This is a genomic window from Tatumella sp. UCD-D_suzukii (assembly GCF_000611875.2).
GTDB lineage: Bacteria > Pseudomonadota > Gammaproteobacteria > Enterobacterales > Enterobacteriaceae > Tatumella > Tatumella ptyseos.
Genome location: NZ_JFJX01000053.1, coordinates 19,800 through 39,785 on the forward strand (window position 1 = coordinate 19,800; position 19,986 = coordinate 39,785).

A 19,986-nucleotide genomic window follows, 5' to 3' on the forward strand; every position below is an offset into this window, starting at 1 on the left:
TTTTTACTGTACAACATCATATCTTACTTGTAACTTTCTAATCTCGTTGTAGACTTTACGTCGCCAGGGTGCTCAATAATCTCCTTTTTTGGCAGAGTATAAATCGAGCGAAATCACCCGGCGAAGGATTACAACCAAGAGCAACATTTTTGCTCATTGCCTATTTTGGATGATAACGAGGCGCAAAATGAAAAAGACAGCTATCGCAATTGCAGTGGCACTGGCAGGTTTCGCTACCGTAGCGCAGGCCGCACCAAAAGATAACACCTGGTACACTGGTGCTAAACTGGGCTGGTCCCAGTACCATGACACCGGTTTCTACGGTAACAACTACAACGTCTCTAACGACCCGCATGAAAATCAGCTGGGTGCTGGTGCCTATGCAGGTTACCAGGCTAACCAATACCTGGGCTTCGAGGGTGGTTATGACTGGTTAGGCCGTATGCCTTACAACGGTACCAACCACGGTGCTTTCAAAGCACAGGGCGTACAGCTGGCTGCTAAACTGAGCTACCCACTGACCGACGATCTGGATGTCTACACCCGTCTGGGCGGTATGGTATGGCGTGCAGATAGCAAAGATTTCCGTAACGGTAACTCCGACCACGACACCGGTGTTTCTCCACTGGCAGCCGTTGGTGTTGAATATGCTCTGACCAAAAACTGGGCAACCCGTCTGGACTACCAGTGGGTTAACAACATCGGTGATGCAGGTACCGTTGGTGCGCGTCCGGACAACGCTACTCTGAGCGTAGGTGTTTCTTACCGTTTCGGTCAGGATGATGTTGCTGCTCCGGCACCAGCTCCGGCTCCGGCTCCGGCACCTGTTGTTGAAACCAAGCACTTCACTCTGAAATCAGACGTGCTGTTCACTTTCAACAAAGCAACTCTGAAAGCAAGCGGCCAGCAAGCGCTGGATCAGCTGTACACTCAGCTGAGCTCACTGGATCCTAAAGACGGCTCTGTCGTTGTTCTGGGCTTCACTGACCGTATCGGTTCTGCTAAATATAACCTGAAACTGTCTGAGCAACGTGCACAGTCTGTTGTGAACTACCTGATTTCTAAAGGTATTCCTTCAAACAAAATCTCTGCACAGGGCATGGGCAAAGCTGATCCTGTTACCGGCAACACCTGTGACAACGTGAAAGGCCGCGCAGCACTGATCCAGTGTCTGGGTCCGGATCGTCGCGTAGAGATCGAAGTTAAAGGTATCAAAGACGTTGTTTCTCAGCCTCAGGGCTAAGTTAACCACGTAATAAAAAACCCCGCGAATGCGGGGTTTTTTTTGACCTTTTTTTGCCGTTGGCTCAACAGGGCTAAGCAAACGTTCTTTATTTTTTCTCCGGCTGGCCCAGAATAGACTCCAGGTCATGTTTCAGCGTCGACATCTGACTGGCATACTTTTCTTTTCGTTCCGCATCTTCAATTAACTGAACGATGGTTTCAGACAACGTACTGTGACGGCGACGGGCCAGTCCTGCCAGTCGTTGCCAGACGAGATATTCAAGATCAATCGACTTTTTACGCGTGTGCTGATGCTCTGCATTAAAGTGGCGTTTACGCCGTGCGCGGATTGTCTGTTTCATCCGGTTTACCAGTGCCGGGTTCATATGCTGGTCAATCCATTGATGAATATCTTCCGGCTGGTGTTCAAAAGAAATAAGCCACCGCACAGCCTCTTGTGCGGCACTGTGCTCCGGATACCGGGTAATGGCTTCCCCCTCCCGATGCTTTTTTACCAGGTAGGCCCATTTCCAGCCGGACTCCAGATTTTCAAGTTGCAGATATTTCATCGGGATCTCATCATCTTCAGGTCACGGATTAAGAATAACAGTTTTTCGTGTTGCTGTAGTAAGGATTAATTTTGCGGATAACCGGCATCGGTGTCTCTATACCGCACTGTTTCATCCTATTATTTTCTGTATAATCGATAGTTTGTTAACTCCGGATAAATGCGATAACTTTGATCAGAACTCAACTCCCCTGGCAAGCCTTGCAGCCGAATACTTCCCGCTATCAGTCTGCTTTCACACAGTCTGTCTCTGATGAAGACGATATTCTGTCATCCCTTCAGCCAAGATTAATGAATGCGCTGGCTTATCTGGTATGCAAGCCACATTCACCGGTACTGATAATCCGTAGTCAGGAAAACAGTGATTACCTTTCCTGTATCGCTCAGGCATATCTGTCGGTTGATGAATCTGCGCAGGGATCCCGGGGCTGGAATTATCGGGCTCAGCCCGGGGGGCAGGTGACTCTTACCCCCGCTCCGGCCGATACCGCAACTTTCAGACAACAGCCCGGAGTACGTTATGCCGAATGGATTGAAAGTGCGCAATTGTTTGGTGTCGTCCGGGGAACACCCGGCCACTGGACGCCGGAACCAGGCTTACTGCATGAAGCCAATGGCGGTGCGTTGATCCTGTCCGTGCGAACTTTACTGGCTCAGCCGCTAATGTGGCTACGACTGAAAACGTTTATCTCCCGGGGCTATTTTGAATGGCTATCCCCGGACGATAAGCGTCCGTTGCCCGCTTCACTGCCGGCCATTCCCCTCAATGTAAAACTGATCCTCTGCGGTGACAGAGATGCGCTGGCTGAATTCAGCGAGCAGGAACCGGAGTTTCTGGAGGATGCGCTTTACTCAGAGTTCGAATCGCAGTGGCGCGTGAATGACGATGAAGACATGGCGCGCTGGTGCGAATGGGTCAGAGACATGGCCTCGGGGCTCGGGCTTCCGGCGCTTTCAGAGGATGCCTGGCCGTTACTTATTATGGAAGGTTGCCGCTATACCGGTGACCAGACACTACTCCCCCAGTGTCCGCGCTGGGTAAGGCGCCAGTTAACCGCAGCCTTCACTTATGGCGGCGATATCACGGCACAGAGCCTGCAGGGAGCTCTGGAGGAAAGTCAGTGGCGTGAAAGCTACCTGCCGGAAAGAATGCTGGAAGAAATCAGCGAAGAACAGGTTTTGATAGAGACCGAAGGCGAGGCCATCGGTCAGGTTAATGGGCTGTCTGTGCTCGACTTTCCGGGCCATCCTCGCCCCTGGGGTGAACCTTCACGTATTACCTGTGTCGTGCACTATGGTGATGGTGAGGTAATGGATATCGAGCGTAAAGCGGAGCTCGGGGGGAACCTGCATGCAAAAGGCATGATGATCATCCAGGCGTATCTGATCTCTGAACTGGAGCTTGAACAACAACTCCCCTTCAGCGCCTCCATGGTTTTTGAACAGTCTTATTCTGAGGTGGATGGCGATAGTGCTTCACTTGCGGAACTTTGTGCATTAATTAGTGCCTTATCCCGGCAACCGATTTCACAATCCATTGCGGTGACGGGGTCGGTTGACCAGTTTGGTAACGTTCAGCCTGTCGGCGGGCTTAACGAGAAAATTGAAGGTTTTTTTGCTGTCTGTGCGCAGCGCAAACTGACCGGTGAACAGGGTGTGATCATTCCGCAAAACAATGTTCGCCATCTTTCATTGAGCCAGGACGTCGTTGATGCCGTTAAAGCCGGCCAGTTTCATCTGTGGGCCATTGACCGCGCTGATGAAGCTGTAGCTATCCTCACCGGTAAAGAGTGGCGTACTGATGAAGACAATGATGACCTGTTATCTCTTATTCAGGAGCGGATTGCCCGGGCGACGCTGCCCGAGCCACGGCCACGTACCGGTCTGCTTCGCTGGCTGAACTGGTTCAACCAGAACTAATCGGACTTGCTCAGCGTACAGGTGTACGCTATTCTCCGTCCTTCATAAATTTAAGGTTAGAAAACTGACATGGTAGAAAAACGCGAATCCTATACTAAAGAAGATCTTGCTGCCTCCGGACGCGGTGAGTTATTTGGCGAGAATGGGCCTCCATTACCTGCCGGTAATATGCTGATGATGGATCGGGTCATCAAAATGTCTGAAACAGGCGGTAATTACGACAAAGGTTTCGTTGAAGCCGAGTTGGACATTACTCCGGACCTATGGTTCTTTGCCTGCCATTTTGTTAACGACCCTGTGATGCCGGGTTGCCTGGGACTGGATGCCATGTGGCAGTTAGTCGGATTTTATCTGGGCTGGCTGGGTGCCGAAGGTAAAGGCCGTGCTCTGGGTGTAGGTGAAGTTAAGTTCACAGGTCAGGTATTACCTACCGCGAAGAAAGTGACCTATAAAATTCATTTCAAGCGCGTCATCAACCGTAAACTGGTGATGGGCGTGGCTGATGGTGAAGTCTTTGTCGATGGCAAACTCATCTATACCGCCAGCGATCTGAAAGTCGGTCTGTTCAAAGATACCGGCGCGTTCTGATAAACCAGGTTTATCAGTGAAAAGGGGCCTGCGGGCTAATGCCGGTCACTTAAGGTGACCGGCATTGTTTTTAAAAGGATATTTTGGCTTTTTAGGCCTGACTTCCCTTTCATACTCGGGGGAAGCTTCAGCATCGCCGCGTTGCTGTAAAAGTGCTTCAGATGCCCCGGTATAGCGCCAGGCGATGACCAGGGCAACCCGATTAACAGCCTGAGTATCTCTGTCAGCGAACCGCTGAAGCTTAGCTGATACGGCAGATAATTACCTTTCAGGCTGAACGCCATTTTCACCATCTGATATCGCACCAGATTATAGGTTAGCAGTATTCCCCAGAGCTCCTGTCTCACCATCCCCGGTAATTTGCTTCTCAGCGTCCAGCGACCGCCACACAACATCTGCTTTGCTTCCCGATACCCCAGCTCTATTTCCCACCGGTGCTTATACAGCTCTGCAACGTCTGCTGCCGGATAACGCATTGCATCCTTCATCGAGGTGAGTACCTGACGTTCAACACCGTTAACCTTACGTCTGATGAGTCGTACAGTGAGTGTCTCCGGCAGTTTTTCCCACTGCTTTCTCGCCTGAGGGGAGGTCTTCAGCATAATCAGTTCATCCTTTTTACCCAGCCTGCGTACCACCTCATATTGTGTTCCTTTTTTCAGTGGCAGCAGCCAGTGACGGTTTTCCCCCGCACAGTGCCATTCATGCAGTAACCCTGCAGACCAGAAGCCTTTGTCGAACAGCGTCACACTGTTATCCGGTACCTTCCCTATCAGCCCTGCTGCCAACCGCATCTCATTAACGTCGTAACGATCCATCACGCTGGCGCGCAGCAGATGGCTGCTCAGTTCCATCAGGCAGACCATGCGAACCTGAGGATAGCCTTTTTCACCGTACTGATTTTCTGCTTTCGCAAAAGCCGCGGCATTCTCTGGTGTGTCCGGTGTTCGCCAGACAACGCCATCAACAGCATTCAGAGTCAGGCCGTGCCAGAGCGGATGCCGGGATTCCCTGTGCCAGTGCTGTTGTGTGAGGTCAAAGAGTACCCTGACAGGGTCTTCACCCAGTTTTTTACGGCGGGCGATTACGGAGCTGGGTGCAGTGAATGACCTGCCGGAGCGGTCAGCAATATCCATCAGATTAACGATATGAGAGAGAGGTTTATTATTGAATATCGCCATACCGATGACCAGCCAGACCATGGACTCAAGAGGTAATTTTCGTTTGCGAAGAGTGACCGTATCGGTGAGAGAAAATGCCTGCTGTATAAGCTCTGGAGGGAGAAGATTGGCAAGGGATTGCACTTCATCCGGAGCGGTAAGGTTAATCATGCCCAGTGCTTGTGAAAGTTCCATTTAAAAAGGGTCCATGTTGAACATGAACCCTTTTTACATCATGCACTGGATCGATCAAGTAGTCTTAAACGATCGGCATTAGCCTGCGGGCCCTTTTTTGTCTCTTGCCGCTGACTCCTGTCAGCCTGCCCCTGAGCTATCCGCAGACCGGTGACTGTCATCATCATCGTTATGCCTGACAGATAATAGCCTGCTGATTTCCGGCATAAACTGTCATCAGTTTGTCATGACTATCGGGTATTAAAAGGAAGGAATGATCAGGAGTGAATAAAAATACTGCCGGAATAACTGTTTTCACCAGGGCTACGGCCAGTATGCAGAAGCCCTGGTTTTCTCAGGTCCTCAGGGTTAAGCAAATACCGAACGCTCGGACATAGCTAATCGCCATCCTCCGAGCCAGTGGGAACGGGTGTCTGTCGTCTGGTAAGGACAGATCTCCTTAGGGCGTCCGGTGATCCCGGCCTGATAGCCGCGTGAATGTGCACGATCTAAGCGGTCTCTTTTTTGTCTCTTCATACCTGCTTTCCCTCATGTCGATTAAGGTGGGACGGGATAGAAAGAATTGTGGTTAATAAGTGTGCAACCACCCCTTATTTCTACCGTCTCAGGTCTGAAAGGTCAATCTCTAAACACGACGGCAATGGCGAGAAATTCGCATTTCTTTTTGCTCATCATTGATAAGACGCGGCTCTGCCCCGCGCTCCGGAATTATCTGATTTAACGCTCTGTAGAAGAAACCGCACCTTACTTCGCCGGATATCCGGCTTTTCAGGTGCGGTTTATGATCGCGTTTTTCTGAGAGGTAATTACTGGTTAATTTTCTGCGCTATCTGCGCGGCTTCCTTTTGCCAGCCTGCGGACAGGGTTCTGACCAGGTCCGCATAACCGTCTTTATCCTGCGAAAGAATAAGAGAAAACGGCTGACGGAGCGTTTTATTATTACTCTGCAGTATCCATGACCCAGTGATCACGGCTTTGCCATCATAACGACCGTGAAAGCCGGTGACATTCACAGACAGCGTATCGTAATCATTACTTCCCGTCATGGTACCACTGACCAGCCAGCCCGGTAATTGCTGGCTGAGATTGCTGACCAGCGATTGCTGTAACTGCTGGTCCAGCGGACTGGCCCAAAGATTATTCGCCGCAATGACATACTGTACATCACTGGTCTGGTAGGCAATTCCGTTACCTGACAGATAGTCTGAGACAGTTACCGGCTCGACCCATAGAGAGCGCGGAGCCATTCCCGTCACCGGGCTGACAGACACTTCACTGCCCGCCGATGGACTGACCACGGGTAACTGATAGTAATGTTTATCCGCATCGCTGCTACAGGCACTGAGCAGCAGTGCAAAGCAAATGGCTAACCCTTTTTTCACTGTTTTGCCCTCTTCGGCTGTGGGTCATGACCCGGTGAGGCCTCAAAAACTAAGGCATTACTTTTGTTATTTAAGGTTTTCAGCACAGGCTGTAGCTGCTGCAGAACCTGATCCAGCCGTTGCATATCTCCCACCAGCTTGTTGTATGCCGGTGAACCTGGCTGTAGTCCTTTCAGGCTACGGTTAAGATCACGTAATGTCTGCTGCATATCTGCAGGTAATGTTTTCATTGCCGGACTGCCGGTAATTTTATTAACATTATCCAGTGTGGTTTGTAACTCACGCAGCGTTTTCCGGCTTTCTCTCAGTGTACCGGTGGCTTCCGTCAGCATCGGCGTCAGTGGAAGTTTATCCACCTTGTCCAGAATGCTCATGACTTTCTGCTGCAACTGGTTCAGCCCCCCTGCGACCGTCGGGATCACTTCATAACCCGCGATTTTGTCAGGCCCGGTAAACTGCGGCACATTATTGTAGAAGTCTAAATCGACATACAGTGCCCCGGTGATCAGATTCGCCGTTTTCAGGCTGGCCCTTAATCCGTGCTGACGTCCTTCCTGCAGGTGCTGCTGCAGATTAAAGTTATCACCGACACTGGCCGCAAAACGATCCGGTTCAATCCTCACAAGCACAGGGATACGGTAATCATTACCCAGTTTTTCGAACTGACCCGGCATGACATACGGTACTTTTGCCACGGTACCCAAACGGATCCCACGGAATTCAACCGGTGCCCCCGCCTGCAGACCGCGAATAGACTCGTTAAAGAACATCAGGAAATCCGTATGACGCGTATACATAGACTCCTGAATCGAGTTATGGTCATCGAACAGATGATATTCCGCGTGATCCTTCGCAGGTTCACCCAGGGTTGCCCCATCCGGAACTTCAAAGCTGACCCCGCCGCTGAACAAGGTCGTCAGTGACCCCATTTCAACCCGCATGCCGGAAGCGGACATATCCACCGCAATACCGCTGTCTTTCCAGAACCGTACATTGGTCGTGACCAGACGATCATAAGGTGCCTGAATGAACAGTTCATAGCTCATCACGCGTTTATCGGTATCAAATTTGCTGGTTTCCACAGTACCGACACGGTATCCACGGAACAACACCGGATCGCCGGCATTAAGCTGCCCGGCTTTCATGCTGTCCAGGGTAATACGGATGCCTTTAGCATCCGGCGGAGCCAGAGGAGGAGCATCGAGCAACTGATACTGTTCCGGCTCGTCACCTTTGGTACCTGCCTGGAGTTCAATGTATGACCCGGAAAGTAAGGTGCCCAGCCCGGTGATACCTTCACGGCCAATCTGAGGTTTTACCGTCCAGAAGACCGAGTCCTGATGCAGCATTTTCTGCGTGCCATTATTCAGACGGGCTTTGATGACGACCTGTTTCAGGTCATCACTTAGCTTTGCACTTTCCACCATCCCGATATCGACACTGCGGCTTTTAATGGTTGTCTTACCAGGAACAATGCCCTCGGCATTGCTGGTGATCAGAGTGACTTCCGGCCCCTGGTGAGAAAAATGGTAAAAGAGTATCCATCCGCCAATCAGCAGCGTGACGATGGGTACAATCCATACCGGTGACCATCTCTTGATATTTTCTATACGAGCTGTTTCGTGATTATTCTGTTTCAACACCAGATTCCTCAACACGATTATCGGTTTCACGGTCCCACAACAAACGAGGATCAAATGTCAGTGCGGCAAACATCGTTAAAATAACAACGGTAGCAAACAATAATGCACCCGGAGCAGGGTAAATATTCATCAGCCCCCCCATGCGCACCAGAGAAGATAAAATTGCGATAACAAACACATCAATCATAGACCAGCGACCAACGAGTTCGACAACATCATAAACCAGGTGCATCTTTTCATTGTCCCGTCGCCCCCTGCCACTGGCATTCCAGCTAAGCCAGCCTATTGCCAGTATTTTCAGGGTCGGTACCATAATGCTGGCGATAAAGATCACCAGCGCCACGGGGTAAGAGCCATCGCTCCAGAGAAGGACAACCCCTGCCATGATATTCGAAGGATAAGTCGACCCCAGCGCACTGGTCACCATAATAGGCATAATATTAGCCGGTACATAAAGCATCACCGACGTTATCAATAATGCCATAGTCCATTGAAGACTTTGTTTTTTGCGAGCCTCCCCCCGGGTGAAGCACCGCGGACAGGTACGCTGATCCACCGGTAAGATGGCGGTACAGCAGGGACAGGCGCGCATCCCCTGAGCCAGTCCGCTGACCCCCGCCACCGGTGTTTTAAAGACCGGCAACTCCGGCTGGATATGCAGCCAGAGTTGCCGCTTATCAACACACTGAAAGGCCCTGAGCTGAAGGATACAGAACAGGCACCAGGGCCAGAAGCTTATCCCCAGGCCAATTTCACCGTAGGCCATCAGTTTCACAAAACTGACCAGTACCCCGGCCATAAAGATTTCAGCCATCCCCCAGTTCCGCAGGTGGAAAAATATCCGCCCCAGTACGACACGTAAACTGTGCGGCATTTTTATCCTGTTGACCAGCAAAAGAAGGATCACCAGACAGCAGGCAGGGATCACCTGTACCAGCATTAAAAACAGGAATGCCAGAGCGCTGAAATCATCGGAAACCATAATATCCGGTATCCGGGTCAGGGAAATTTCACTGTTTATTCCCGCTACATGCATACTGATAAACGGGAATAAATTCGCCAGTACCAGCATGAACAGTGCAGAGATGCCATAGACGGTCGGCCGGACACGAGGGTCCGGCCAGCGCATAGACAATGTGGAATGACAGCGTGGACACACCGCTTTCTTGCCCCTGCTCAGGACAGGCAAGCGGCAGGCCAGGTCACATTGCGGACACAGAACCCATGTGCCTGCATCGCTATGCTGCTCACACCGGGTTATGTTCATGGGGGTTATGCTCCGTTTCTCATATTTTCGAGGGTTTCCCAGCGGGCAAAGGCCTCTTCCAGCGCCTGCTCGGTGGCCGTAAGTTGTTCTGTCGCTGCCCGCACTTTATCCTGCGGCTGAGTGAAGAACTCAGGCTCGCTCATTTGCGCCTGCAGCTCACTAATCTGCGTTTCCAGCTGTTCCAGCTTCTGTGGTAACTGTTCCAGTTCACGCGCCAGGTTATAGCTCAGCTTTGCAGGTTTTGCGGCCTTTTTTTCGGTATTTTTTACCGGTTTATCTGCGCTGGTTGCCGGTTTCGGGCTGACCGTTTTTTTGGTCTGCAGGTAGGCCGCACGCTGTAACTGTGCATCATGATAGCCCCCCACAAAGCGGCCAATCTCACCGTTACCTTCAAAAATCCAGCAGTCTGTTACTGTATTATCCACAAACTGACGGTCGTGGCTCACCAGCAGGATGGTCCCCTGATAGCCGTCGATCAGTTCTTCCAGCAATTCCAGTGTTTCAACATCCAGGTCATTGGTCGGTTCATCCAGAATCATTAAATTGCTGGGTTTCAGGAACAGTTTAGCCAGTAACAGGCGATTACGCTCTCCTCCGGAGAGCGCGCGGACCGGTGTCATCGCACGTTTAGGGTGGAACAGGAAGTCCTGCAGGTAACCCAGTACATGGCGAGGTTTCCCGTTCACCATCACTTCCTGCTTACCTTCTGCCAGGTTATCCATAACCGTGCGGTCCGGATCCAGCTCTGCCCTGTGCTGATCAAAGTAAGCCACTTCCAGCTTGGTTCCGCTATGGACACGGCCACTGTCTGCAGCTAAATCGCCCAGCATCAGACGTAACATTGTGGTTTTACCGCAACCGTTCGCCCCGATCAGCGCGATTTTGTCGCCGCGCTGTACCTGAGCCGAGAAATCGTTAACCAGTGACCGGCCTTCCACCTGGTAGCTGACGTTTTCCAGTTCAAAGACGATTTTCCCGGAACGTGAGGCTTCTTCCACCTGCATGTTCGCTTTACCCATCACCTCACGACGTTCGGTACGTTCACGGCGCAGCGCTTTCAGTGCACGGACACGGCCTTCATTACGGGTACGACGGGCTTTGATCCCCTGACGGATCCAGACTTCTTCCTGTGCCAGTTTGCGGTCGAATTCAGCATTCTGCTGCTCTTCAACACGCAACGCTTCTTCTTTTCCGAGCACAAAATTATCGTAATCTCCGGGCCAGGAAACCAGTTTACCGCGATCCAGATCCACAATACGGGTCGCCATATTGCGGATAAAGGAACGGTCATGGGAGATAAAGACAATACTGCCACTGAAGGTTTTCAGGAACGTCTCAAGCCAGTCAATGGTTTCGATATCCAGGTGGTTGGTCGGTTCATCCAGCAGTAAGACTTTCGGGTTACTGACCAGCGCACGGCCGAGGGCTGCTTTACGCAACCATCCGCCGGATAACGAAGACAGCTCTGTGTCCGGGCTCAGACCGATATTCTGTAAAACATCGTTAATCCGGCTTTCCAGCTGCCATAGGTTATGGTGATCCAGCAGCGATTGTAACCGGGCCATTTCGTTAAGATTTTTCTCGCTCGGATCCTCCATGACCCGATGAGAAATGGCATGGTACGCTTTCAGGTATTGCGCCTGATCCGCAACGCCTTCCGCCACAAAGTCATAGACTGAACCGGTAATATTACGTGGCGGGTCCTGTTGCAGACGGGCAACCACCAGATCCTGCTCGTACACAATACGGCCATCATCCAGCGCGATTTCCTGGTTGATGATCTTCATCAGTGTGGATTTACCGGCACCGTTACGGCCGACCAGACAGACACGCTCATTTTCTTCGATGTGTAACTCAGTGTTATCCAGTAATGGCGCATCACTGAACGATAACCAGGCATTATGTATACTGATTAAAGACATAACTATTTATTCCTTACCCGTGCCAGTGATCAGCCAGCAGTTATGAATATGTTTATTTCTGGCAAAATCCTGAGAGAGGGTTTTTTGCGTAATTTCCTGCGCCTGAAGACCCAGTGCAGACAGAGCGTCATGATCCATTTTGAATCCGCGCTTATTGTTAGAAAACATAATAGTGCCCCCGCGACGCAGCAATCGTTTCAGAGACCGCATCAGTTCCGGGTGATCGCGCTGAACATCAAAACTCTCATCCATACGTTTGGAGTTCGAGAAGGTCGGCGGATCGATAAAGATCAGGTCAAACGTCTCGGTCGCATTTTCCAGCCAGCTGAGACAGTCTGACTGTATCAGCCGATGTGCCCGCCCGGATAACCCGTTCAGCTGCAGGTTGCGTTCAGCCCACTCCAGATAAGTCCGTGACATATCCACCGTGGTAGTTGACCTGGCACCGCCCAGCCCCGCATGGACACTGGCGCTGCCGGTATAGGCGAACAGGTTGAGGAAGTCTTTCCCCTGACTCATTTCACCCAGCATATGACGTGCAATACGGTGGTCAATAAACAGTCCGGTATCCAGATAATCCGTCAGGTTGACCAGGAAACGGGCATTATATTCTTTGACTTCGAAGAACTCGCCTTTATCAGAAAGTTTCTGATACTGGCTTTTCCCGCGCTGACGTTCACGGGTTTTCAGCACCAGACGGTTTGCCGGAATATCCAGCACATGCAATGTTGCGCTGATCACATCGAATAAACGCTGTCTGGCTTTCTGTGCATCCACGGTTTTCGGCGGCGCATATTCCTGAATCACCACCCGGTCGGCATAGCGGTCGACTGCGATATTGTATTCCGGCAGATCAGCATCATAAATCCGGTAACAATCAATGCCTTCCTGTCTGGCCCATTTATCCAGCTTTTTCACGTTCTTACGCAGGCGGTTGGCATAATCTTCAGCAATCTCGCCCTGGCGTGCAGAAGCACCGCTCATTAGCTGGTAGTTTTTCTGTATACAGTCAAGGGGCCCGTTTTTCGCTTTAAACTGACGTTCCGCGCGAAGTTGCAGGCAGCTCAATAGCTCCGGCGACCCGCTGAAAAGCGATAATTTCCAGCCCCCGAACTCGTTCTTCACGATACGTCCCAGTTGACTGTGCAAGGCTATCAGTGCCGGTTCGCTTTCCAGACGTTCCCCGTAGGGAGGGTTGCTTAACAGCGTCCCCTTCTCTTCTTCAGGCAGAGTATTTTTCAGCTGTAAAACATCCTGCTGCTTAAATGTAATAAAAGCATTCATCCCCGCTTTACGGGCATTCGCCTGGGCCCGCTGGATCACGGACGGGTCGTTATCATAACCATAAAAACGGACTTTTTTCCCCTGCATCGCCCGACCAGCGCGCGCACGGGCTTCGCTCACCACTTCCTGCCACAGAGCATCGTTATGCCCTTTCCAGGCAAGGAAACCCCAGTGTTCACGGTTGAGGCCAGGTGCGCGATCTGCCGCAATCATTGCGGCTTCAATCAGCAGTGTGCCTGAGCCACACATCGGGTCGATCATCGGCGTGCCTGGCTGCCAGCCTGAACGCATCACGACAGCCGCGGCCAGGTTTTCTTTCATGGGCGCCTGCCCCGTCTGCTGGCGATAATTACGCTGATGCAATGCATCTCCGCTCAGATCCAGAGAGATACTGACTTTATCTCTGTTCAGCCAGGCGTGGATACGGATATCCGGATTATCGCGGTTGACATCCGGGCGCGGAAGATTTTTACGGGTAAAGCTATCGACAATGGCATCCTTGATCCGCAGTGCGCCGAACTGGCTATTACGGATAACCTCATTGGTGCCGTTGAAATGCACGACAAAGCCCTGGTGACTGTCAAACAGTTCAGTCCAGGGGATCGACTGGGCCCCGACGTATAAGTCGAGATCGCTCCACAGGCCAAACTCTCCTAATGGCAGCAGGATCCGCGATGCAAGGCGACTCCACATCAGGCTCTGGTAAAGCGTTTTATCATCGCCCTGATAGTGAACACCACCCGGCACCAGCTGGATATCCTGAGCACCCAGCGTTTCCAGCTCAGTTTTTAATAGTTCTTCCAGCCCACGGCCTGTACTGGCAAAAAGAGAATTCATAATTTTTAGGTCTGCTTAATTGAAAATAGTTGCGCATTATAGCGAATCACAGCGCTATGTCATAAAGTTAGCTTCTTTTTGAAAAGTTACCTCACGGGTTCCCCTATGATTAGTTTATCGCGGCTATTTATTCATCCGGTTAAATCCATGCGTGGCACGGCGGTTTCCCAGTCGCTGGTCCGTCCCGCCGGGCTTGCCTGGGATCGGTTGTTTATGATCACTGATACCGAAGGCACGTTTATTACCGCACGCCGTTTTCCTGAGATGGTCCTCTTTACGCCGCTTATAGTGGCTGAAGGTCTCTTTTTACAGGCAAAAGACGGCAGTCAGGCTCTGGTCCGGTTCGATGAATTCAGCGCCAGCGGAGAAACGACCGAAGTATGGGGATCGCGCTTTGATGCTTATATTGCCCCGGAAAGTATTAACCGCTGGCTAAGTACGTTTTTCCCTCATCCGGTCCAGTTACGCTGGATTGGCGAAAACCCGGCTCGTCGCGTTAAACGTGCCCCGGACGTTCCGCTGGGATTTGCCGACGGCTATCCTTTCCTGCTGATTAATGAACGTTCATTCCATGATTTACAGAATCATTGTCCTGCCGGGATCCGTATAGAACAATTCCGTCCTAACCTGGTCGTTAGCGGTGCCCCGGCCTGGGATGAAGATGAATGGTCAGTCATCCGTGTCGGCGAGGTGACGTTTGATGTCGCTAAACCCTGCAGTCGCTGTGTACTGACCACGGTCAGCACTGAACGGGGAGTGGCTCACCCGGCCGGAGAGCCGATGAAGACCCTGAAAACGTTCAGGCAGGCTGCTGATGACAGCGGTGACATCGATTTTGGCCTGAATTTGATCGCGCGCAACAGCGGGGTTATCCGCTGTGGAGATAACGTTGCCGTTCTGGCCCGCAAACCGGCACGCCTCTATGCCGACACTGTTCCGGAAACAAGTACCGCGACAGGCGGATCGCCCGCAGCGGCGATCGACATTACCTGTCAGGGCAAAACATTCCGGGGAAATAATCAGCAGATTTTGCTGGAGCAGCTTGAAAATGCCGGATTAAGGATCCCTTATTCCTGCCGGATGGGGTCGTGCGGCTGTTGCCGACTGACATTAGAAAGCGGAGAAGTCACTCCGCTGAATGCAGGGGCCATCGACGGTAATACGATCCTGAGTTGCAGTTGTATTCCGCAAAGCCCGATCGTGCTCGGGGAAAACCGGCGTTAAACCGCCTGATCGAAGCAGAGTGCACCGACAGGTTCATAGGGACGTAACCTGTCATTCATGATTTTAATCGCTTCACCCAGTAACAGCGTCTTACCGGCCAGTACCAATGACGTCTGAGCAAGGACACACAGTGTGGCGTTGCTTCCAGCTTCCACAACCAGAAAACGGACAGGTTCCCGGGTTTGAGATAACAGTGCCTCCACCAGTTGCCCTGCTTCCGGTACACAGCCCGCATGACAGGCGGTAAAGTGCCAGCTTTTTGGCATCAGCGGTTTCAGGAAACGCCCGGCCACCAGCGCATTCAGAACCAGTTCCGCCCGTTGCTGATGACTGAAATCCGCGTCCCGGCAACGTTCTTCGAAATTAAAAAATCCGGCAGCATCATCAACACAAAATTGCTGCGATTCGAAAGCATCAGGAGTCAGCATTTTTTTGGAAAAACGCGAACGGAAATGCAATCCTTCGGTTAAATCCAGCATTAATCTGTCCTGCTTTTCATCATAATACCAGTGCCAGCGATCGTCAGGTTTCAATGTCATTGATGTTGCCTCTTAAATTTACGGCAAATTTACCGTTGCCTGAATATCCTTCTTTCAGGACTGAATAATAAACCGCCAGGCAGGCCATCCCTGACCTGAACAAAATATAAACGAGCCAGCGGCGTAAATAAACCCCTCTGGCTAAATAACCCGCTTTTTTTGGTTAAATATTCTTCACGATATCTTTAATCAGACCTGGTCCTTTATAAATAAACCCGGAATAGATTTGGATAAGCGATGCACCGGCGGCTAATTTTTCTTTCGCAGCCATTAATGAATCAATACCACCGACACCAATAATCGGCAGTCGTCCCTGTAATTCCTGGTTCAGTCGGTGAATAACCTCTGTACTTTTAAGTTGTACCGGACGACCGCTCAGGCCACCACTTTCTCCGGCATGTTTCAGCCCTTCCACCAGCGATCGATCCAGCGTCGTATTTGTGGCAATCACACCGTCAATATTATGTCGGACCAGACTGTCCGCCACCTGGATCAATTCTTCTTCCGACAGATCCGGTGCGATCTTCACCGCCACCGGGACATATTTCAGATGCCGTTTCTGAAGTTCCTGCTGTTTATTTTTAATCGCCGATAATAGCTCATCCAGCGCTTCGCCATACTGTAACGTACGCAAGCCCGGAGTATTCGGAGAGGAAATATTTACCGTAATATAGCCGGCATGCGCGTATGTCTTCTCCATGCAGATCAGATAATCATCTTTGCCCTGCTCTACCGGGGTATCTTTATTCTTACCAATATTGATACCAATGATGCCTTTAAAACGCGCTTTTTTAACGTTCTCTACCAGATGATCTACCCCGAGATTATTAAATCCCATCCGGTTAATAATCCCTTCGGCTTCGACTAAACGAAAAAGACGGGGTTTATCATTACCGGCTTGCGGACGCGGCGTTACGGTTCCTACTTCAACAAACCCGAAGCCCATCATGCCGAAGGCATCAATACATTCGCCATTTTTATCTAATCCGGCGGCCAGGCCCAACGGATTATCGAATTGTAACCCCATACAACTGACCGGACGCGATGGCACACGCTGATGCACCAGGCGTTCAAACGGTGTACCACGGATAAGTTTCAACTGGCTGATAGTCAATTCATGGGCCCGTTCGGGATCGAGCTGAAACAGGGCAGGACGGATGATTGGATATAACATGCACTCTCCTGGAAACAATGGTCGCGCGCAGGGCTATCACCTGCGCTTATTTTGCGCCGGAATGGTAATGAGCTTTCGGGGAAAAGTAAATTTCCGCTGAAAACCCGCAGTAACGCTAAAATCAGAACATTTGCTGAATGAAAAAAAACCACCCGGGGTGCAGGTGGTTTCAGGATCATTTCATCATTGATTATGCTGCCAGCGCCTTAGTGATTTTTTCATATAAATCACGGGAGAGATCCTCCAGACCTTTCAGCTCTTCAAGCGCTTCTCTCATCAGTTGCTGGCGCTGACCGTCATAGCGTTTCAGACGGATCAGGGGTTCGATAAGCCGTGCCGCAATTTGCGGGTTACGTTTATTGAGATCTTTCAGCATACGGGTGAGGAAGCGATATCCGCTACCATCGGTCGCATGAAATGCTGAAGGGTTAGCCGAAGCAAACGCACCGATCAGTGAACGTACACGGTTCGGGTTAGTCATGGTAAATGAACGGTGGTTAAGCAGCCCTTCCACACGGTCCAGTACATCCGCAGCAGGGCTGGTCGCCTGCATAACAAACCATTTATCCATCACCAGGCCATCCTGGTGCCAGCGCTCGTCCCACTGTCCCAACAGTTCATCGGCACACGGTAACTGTGCACTCACTGCCGCATTCAATGCAGCCAGTGCATCTGTCATATTATTAGCCTGCTGATACTGCTGGCGCACCAGAGTGTCAGCCTCCTCCGGCTGACCAAAGGCCAGATAACTCAGACAAACATTTTTTAGCGCACGCTTACCGATATCTTCCTGGACCACCCGATACTCACCGCATTGGTTTCCATGGTAATTTTCCAGAAACTCTGATTGCAGTTCTTTCGCCAGCGTTCTGATAATCGCTGTCCGGACCGAGGCAATCGCTGCCGGATCAATGAGTTCAAACCATTCCGCCATCTCATTTTCAGAAGGCAGGCTCAGGATCAGCGCCGTCAGCGCCGGGTCCCCCCCTTTATCGGCCAGCACTGCGCGGAAAGCTTCTGCGACATGTTGTGGCAAAGAAAGCGGCTGCTTCTGACTGAAACGTAAGACATTCAGTTTCACATAGGTGGACAGCAGGCTTTGTGCCGCATCCCAGCGTGAAAAGTCATTTCGTGCATGACGCATCAGGAACGTCAGCTGGGCATCACTCCACTGATAATCCAGTTTAACCGGGGCTGAAAATTCCCTCAGTAACGAAGGGACCGGCCGGGCGCTGACGTTATCAAAGATAAACGTCTGCTCACTTTCGGTCACATCCAGCACGGATGACACTGGCTTGCCCTGGTACTGCAGCGGAATAATATTACCTTCAGCGTCATAAAGCTCAATATCCAGCGGAATATGCAAAGGCAGCTTTTCTTTCTGATCCGCTGTGGCCGGTGTGTGCTGCCTGACATGCAATTTATAGACGTCATGCTGCGCATCGTATTCATCGCTGACGGTCAGTACCGGAGTACCGGACTGACTATACCAGCGGCGGAATTGTGTCAGACTGACACCGGAAGCATCTTCCATCGCCTGCACAAAGTCATCACAGGTGGCGGCGCTACCGTCATGACGCTGAAAATAGAGTTTGATGCCTTTCTGGAATTTTTCTTCGCCCAGCAAAGTGTGCATCATGCGGATCACTTCCGATCCCTTTTCGTAGACGGTCAGGGTATAGAAATTATTCATTTCCATCACCTGATCCGGGCGGATCGGATGAGCCATCGGGCTGGCATCTTCCGCGAACTGAGCACCGCGCATCACTCTGACATTTTCAATACGGTTCACCGGACGCGATCCCAGATCAGAGCTGAATTCCTGATCACGGAAGACGGTCAGGCCTTCTTTCAGACTTAACTGGAACCAGTCACGGCAAGTCACACGGTTACCGGTCCAGTTATGGAAATATTCGTGACCAATGACAGCTTCAATACCGAGATAATCTTTATCGGTAGCCGTTTCGGCTTTAGCGAGTACGTATTTGGAGTTAAAGATATTCAGACCTTTATTCTCCATCGCGCCCATATTGAAGAAGTCGACGGCAACAATCATGAAAATATCCAGATCGTATTCGAGGTCAAATCGCTCTTCATCCCACTTCATACTTTGCTTCAGCGAAGTCATCGCCCAGTCAGCCCTGTCGAGGTTGCCCTGATCCACAAAGATTTCTAAAGCGACATCACGGCCTGAACGCGTGGTGAAGGTGTCGCGTAAGACATCAAACTCACCCGCCACCAGCGCAAACAGATAACAAGGTTTTGGGAACGGGTCCTGCCATTTCACCCAGTGACGGCCATTTTCGCTGTCACCTGAAGCAACACGGTTACCGTTTGATAGTAAATACGGATATTTCTTCTTATCGGCTTCAATAGTCGTAGTGAAACGCGCCAGTACATCCGGACGGTCAGTATACCAGGTGATATGGTGGAAACCTTCGGCTTCACACTGAGTACATAACGCCTCACCGGATTTATACAGTCCTTCCAGTGCCGTATTTTGATCCGGGTGAATAGTATTCACTATCTGTAAGGTAAATTCTGCCGGGACGCCCCGTACCGTCAATAAACCTTCATCAATGCTGTAGTCTTTCCACGCTTGTCCGTCGATTTCCAGGCTGTCCAGCGTCAGAGATTCCCCTTGCAGGACCAGGTCAGTCGCCTGCTCATTCAGACGTTTCACCTGGCTGACAGCCGTTACGCGGGTCTGTTGCTCATCGAGAATAAATGAGAGATCAATATCGGTGATAGTGAAATCCGGCGCGCTATAATCGTGGCGATATTTAATTTGTGGTTGATCTGTCATAAATTTTTCCCGGTCATCGTCATCAAAGAATTTATTCATCCCGAGTTTATGCTTCTTAGCGGGCCGTTTCCAGATACAAAGCGCTTGCAGGTAAATTCTCTGCATTTATTGACCACTGAGTCCGTTCGGGTCCCGACCGGCAGGAGAAGGATCACTGTGTTCTGATTCACTTTTCATCAGATAACGTTATACTGGGATCGTTGTTTAATATTCTTAACACTCTCTGACCAGGCCTGGCGCCGCAGACTTAGGA

15 protein-coding genes are annotated in these 19,986 nt (G+C 50.9%); 4 read left to right on the top strand and 11 right to left on the bottom strand.

Features of this window, described 5'->3' with window-relative positions:
- Positions 1–187 precede the first annotated feature (187 nt).
- Positions 188–1,243 carry a porin OmpA gene (gene ompA, locus CG67_RS10050; RefSeq protein ID WP_025902818.1) on the top strand — a complete coding sequence of 352 codons (1,056 nt, stop codon included), beginning with the start codon at positions 188–190 and terminating at the stop codon, positions 1,241–1,243.
- A gap of 88 nt (positions 1,244–1,331) precedes the next feature.
- On the opposite strand, the gene matP is transcribed toward ompA, so the two are convergent.
- Entirely contained in the window at positions 1,332–1,793 is a 462-nt protein-coding gene (matP, locus tag CG67_RS10055) for a macrodomain Ter protein MatP (protein WP_025902819.1), read from the bottom strand.
- A 170-nt stretch (positions 1,794–1,963) separates the two neighbouring features.
- On the opposite strand from matP, the gene CG67_RS10060 reads away from it, so the two are divergent.
- Both CG67_RS10060 and fabA read left to right on the top strand, forming a co-directional pair.
- A complete protein-coding gene (locus CG67_RS10060) occupies positions 1,964–3,712 on the top strand; it encodes a Lon protease family protein (protein WP_152975055.1) in 1,749 nt (582 codons plus the stop codon).
- Between the two features lie 69 nt (positions 3,713–3,781).
- The gene (fabA, locus tag CG67_RS10065; protein ID WP_025902821.1) at positions 3,782–4,300 is read left to right on the top strand and encodes a bifunctional 3-hydroxydecanoyl-ACP dehydratase/trans-2-decenoyl-ACP isomerase; all 519 of its coding nucleotides are present in this window, start codon (positions 3,782–3,784) and stop codon (positions 4,298–4,300) included.
- A 35-nt stretch (positions 4,301–4,335) separates the two neighbouring features.
- Here fabA and CG67_RS10070 read toward each other — a convergent pair whose 3' ends face one another.
- The 7 genes from CG67_RS10070 to rlmKL all read right to left on the bottom strand — a co-directional run bounded on the left by CG67_RS10070 (position 4,336) and on the right by rlmKL (position 13,990).
- The gene (locus tag CG67_RS10070) at positions 4,336–5,655 is read right to left on the bottom strand and encodes an IS4 family transposase (protein ID WP_371190683.1); all 1,320 of its coding nucleotides are present in this window, start codon (positions 5,653–5,655) and stop codon (positions 4,336–4,338) included.
- A 348-nt stretch (positions 5,656–6,003) separates the two neighbouring features.
- On the bottom strand, positions 6,004–6,171 hold the full coding sequence (rmf, locus tag CG67_RS17495) for a ribosome modulation factor (RefSeq protein ID WP_071780140.1): 168 nt from the start codon (positions 6,169–6,171) through the stop codon (positions 6,004–6,006).
- Between the two features lie 290 nt (positions 6,172–6,461).
- Entirely contained in the window at positions 6,462–7,037 is a 576-nt protein-coding gene (gene pqiC / locus CG67_RS10075; RefSeq protein WP_025902822.1) for a membrane integrity-associated transporter subunit PqiC, read from the bottom strand.
- The gene (gene pqiB / locus CG67_RS10080) at positions 7,034–8,677 is read right to left on the bottom strand and encodes an intermembrane transport protein PqiB (RefSeq protein ID WP_025902823.1); all 1,644 of its coding nucleotides are present in this window, start codon (positions 8,675–8,677) and stop codon (positions 7,034–7,036) included. Before pqiB ends, pqiC begins: the two co-directional genes overlap by 4 nt.
- Complete coding sequence (gene pqiA, locus CG67_RS10085) at positions 8,664–9,947, bottom strand: membrane integrity-associated transporter subunit PqiA (protein ID WP_025902824.1); 1,284 nt, start codon at positions 9,945–9,947, stop codon at positions 8,664–8,666. Before pqiA ends, pqiB begins: the two co-directional genes overlap by 14 nt.
- 5 nt (positions 9,948–9,952) lie before the next feature.
- Positions 9,953–11,869: an ABC transporter ATP-binding protein gene (locus tag CG67_RS10090; protein WP_025902825.1), complete on the bottom strand. Its 1,917-nt coding sequence runs from the start codon at positions 11,867–11,869 to the stop codon at positions 9,953–9,955.
- Positions 11,870–11,875: 6 nt separating this feature from the next.
- Positions 11,876–13,990: a bifunctional 23S rRNA (guanine(2069)-N(7))-methyltransferase RlmK/23S rRNA (guanine(2445)-N(2))-methyltransferase RlmL gene (rlmKL, locus tag CG67_RS10095; RefSeq protein ID WP_025902826.1), complete on the bottom strand. Its 2,115-nt coding sequence runs from the start codon at positions 13,988–13,990 to the stop codon at positions 11,876–11,878.
- Between the two features lie 105 nt (positions 13,991–14,095).
- Between rlmKL and CG67_RS10100 the strand changes: the two genes are divergently transcribed.
- Positions 14,096–15,214 (top strand): YcbX family protein, encoded by a 1,119-nt coding sequence (locus CG67_RS10100; RefSeq protein WP_025902827.1) that lies wholly within the window; start codon positions 14,096–14,098, stop codon positions 15,212–15,214.
- On the opposite strand, the gene CG67_RS10105 is transcribed toward CG67_RS10100, so the two are convergent.
- The 3 genes from CG67_RS10105 to pepN all read right to left on the bottom strand — a co-directional run bounded on the left by CG67_RS10105 (position 15,211) and on the right by pepN (position 19,733).
- The gene (locus tag CG67_RS10105) at positions 15,211–15,753 is read right to left on the bottom strand and encodes a cell division protein ZapC (protein ID WP_025902828.1); all 543 of its coding nucleotides are present in this window, start codon (positions 15,751–15,753) and stop codon (positions 15,211–15,213) included. The two genes, CG67_RS10100 and CG67_RS10105, sit on opposite strands and share 4 nt — an antisense overlap.
- A gap of 163 nt (positions 15,754–15,916) precedes the next feature.
- Complete coding sequence (gene pyrD / locus CG67_RS10110; protein WP_025902829.1) at positions 15,917–16,927, bottom strand: quinone-dependent dihydroorotate dehydrogenase; 1,011 nt, start codon at positions 16,925–16,927, stop codon at positions 15,917–15,919.
- A gap of 190 nt (positions 16,928–17,117) precedes the next feature.
- Positions 17,118–19,733 carry an aminopeptidase N gene (gene pepN / locus CG67_RS10115; protein ID WP_025902830.1) on the bottom strand — a complete coding sequence of 872 codons (2,616 nt, stop codon included), beginning with the start codon at positions 19,731–19,733 and terminating at the stop codon, positions 17,118–17,120.
- Positions 19,734–19,986: the final 253 nt, after the last annotated feature.